Origin of the sequence: Candidatus Viridilinea mediisalina, from assembly GCF_002532535.1 — a bacterium.
GTDB classification, from domain to species: domain Bacteria; phylum Chloroflexota; class Chloroflexia; order Chloroflexales; family Chloroflexaceae; genus Viridilinea; species Viridilinea mediisalina.
Genome location: NZ_NQWI01000264.1, coordinates 1 through 1829 on the forward strand (window position 1 = coordinate 1; position 1829 = coordinate 1829).

Sequence of the window (1829 nt, forward strand, 5' to 3'; positions counted from 1 at the left end):
GAGGGGGCGCGCATGCGTCACACGCTTGACCGCGAGGGCGCGGAGTATAAAGTCGTCTACGGCACGCGCACGATGGTGGAGCGCATCAACAGCCAGGCCGAGGCGCTGGGCATCACCACGCCGAAGTTGCGGCGGGGCCGGGCGATTGTCAACCAGAATAGCCTGATCTACGTCCTGATCAACCTACGGGCGCTGCAGCGCATGCGCCACGCCGCCACGGAGGAGCGGCCTCTCATCGCGTAATCGTCTGTGCGACTGCCCGTCCCAGCCTGGGGAACCCGTTGGTGGGTGGTGGTGGTGAACAGCCCCAGGCACGACCCAACGTCGCACGGGTTGCGAAAAAAACAAACATATGTTTGCCACCCGCGCGTCGCGTCTGCCGCCCGCGCCATGACTCGCTGTGCCGCAAACCGGCCATCGAGCGGGCAACCACGGGCACACGGGCCATATGCGCCCCAGAACCGTGCCAGCGCGAGCAGCCCAAGCCCAAGAGCGGCAGCGTTCCGGCGATCCCGCGCCCATGCGGACGCCACCGCCCCCCTCAACACGCCACCGCCGCTCGTCGGCACGCGGCTGACGGGCAGCGGTGGGGGTAAATGAGAACAAAGGGACTATTTTTGATGATTATGTTTAGTGCGCCCCTCCCATGCGGATTCGTGGGCCATTTGACCGCACGGCGGGCGCGCGGTGGGCGGGCTTGATGCCCGTTTCAATCCGCCATGCGGATTCGTGGGCCATTTGACCGCGCCGACCGCGCGGAGACTAATGATATTCTCCGGTTTCAATCCGCCATGCGGATTCGTGGGCCATTTGACAAGCGGATAACCTCAACGTCAGGGTCGTTTGCTCGCGTTTCAATCCGCCATGCGGATTCGTGGGCCATTTGACGAAGAACACGGCCCGGCCCTGAATGGGCGCCGTTCGTTTCAATCCGCCGTGCGGATTTTTATGCCAATGAACACCCGACAGCCTTGCGGAGGGTTGGGCGTATTCATATGTTTCAATCCGCCGTGCGGATTTTTATGCCAATGAACGTGGCGGGGCAGGGCGGCGACATCGCGGTATCCTGGGTTTCAATCCGCCGTGCGGATTTTTATGCCAATGAACTTGGGCTACGGCGGGACAGGCATCATTCCGCCAACGTTTCAATCCGCCGTGCGGATTTTTATGCCAATGAACCTGCCACAATCGCACCGCTTGACCGCCGGGAGTGAGGGTTTCAATCCGCCGTGCGGATTTTTATGCCAATGAACCCAGCCAGATCGCCGCGTCAAGCTGTGCCTGCGGATACGGGTTTCAATCCGCCGTGCGGATTTTTATGCCAATGAACGACGCGCCTGTTCGCAAGGACGGCAACGTGTTTGCCGTGTTTCAATCCGCCGTGCGGATTTTTATGCCAATGAACTCTCCTCTGTGCTAACTTCCCTCACTTGAATTAGTATGTTTCAATCCGCCGTGCGGATTTTTATGCCAATGAACGAGGATCGTAGAGCATCCAATGCTCCGGCTTCTCCAGCGTTTCAATCCGCCGTGCGGATTTTTATGCCAATGAACACGAGTCATTCATCTCGGAGCATACGCCAGCGTGCGGTTTCAATCCGCCGTGCGGATTTTTATGCCAATGAACCGCATCCAGTGCGATTTTCTTTTGTGAAAGTCGGTTTCAATCCGCCGTGCGGATTTTTATGCCAATGAACTGATCCGCGCCATCCGCTCCGTCCTTCTAGATCGCACTCGTTTCAATCCGCCGTGGAGACTGTTGCAAAATTATCCAAACTATTTTTAATCAGAAATAATCGCAACCGAAAGCAAAAAGAACATTCTTGACT

General features: G+C 57.9%; 2 protein-coding genes and 1 CRISPR repeat array. Both genes read left to right on the forward strand.

Annotated elements, in window-relative coordinates:
• A partial coding sequence (locus CJ255_RS21865; RefSeq protein ID WP_217352523.1) for a hypothetical protein occupies positions 1 to 243 on the forward strand: 243 nt, incomplete at its 5' end.
• 205 nt (positions 244 to 448) lie between these two features.
• Entirely contained in the window at positions 449 to 577 is a 129-nt protein-coding gene (locus tag CJ255_RS24755; RefSeq protein WP_281257234.1) for a hypothetical protein, read from the forward strand.
• Between the two features lie 346 nt (positions 578 to 923).
• Positions 924 to 1697: a CRISPR direct-repeat array (repeat unit 37 nt; unit sequence GTTTCAATCCGCCGTGCGGATTTTTATGCCAATGAAC).
• Positions 1698 to 1829: the final 132 nt, after the last annotated feature.

Excerpts from the sequence above, each read along its gene's own strand:
- CJ255_RS24755 (WP_281257234.1), top strand. The coding sequence starts at position 449 with ATGCGCCCCAGAACCGTGCCAGCGCGAGCAGCCCAAGCCCAAGAGCGG.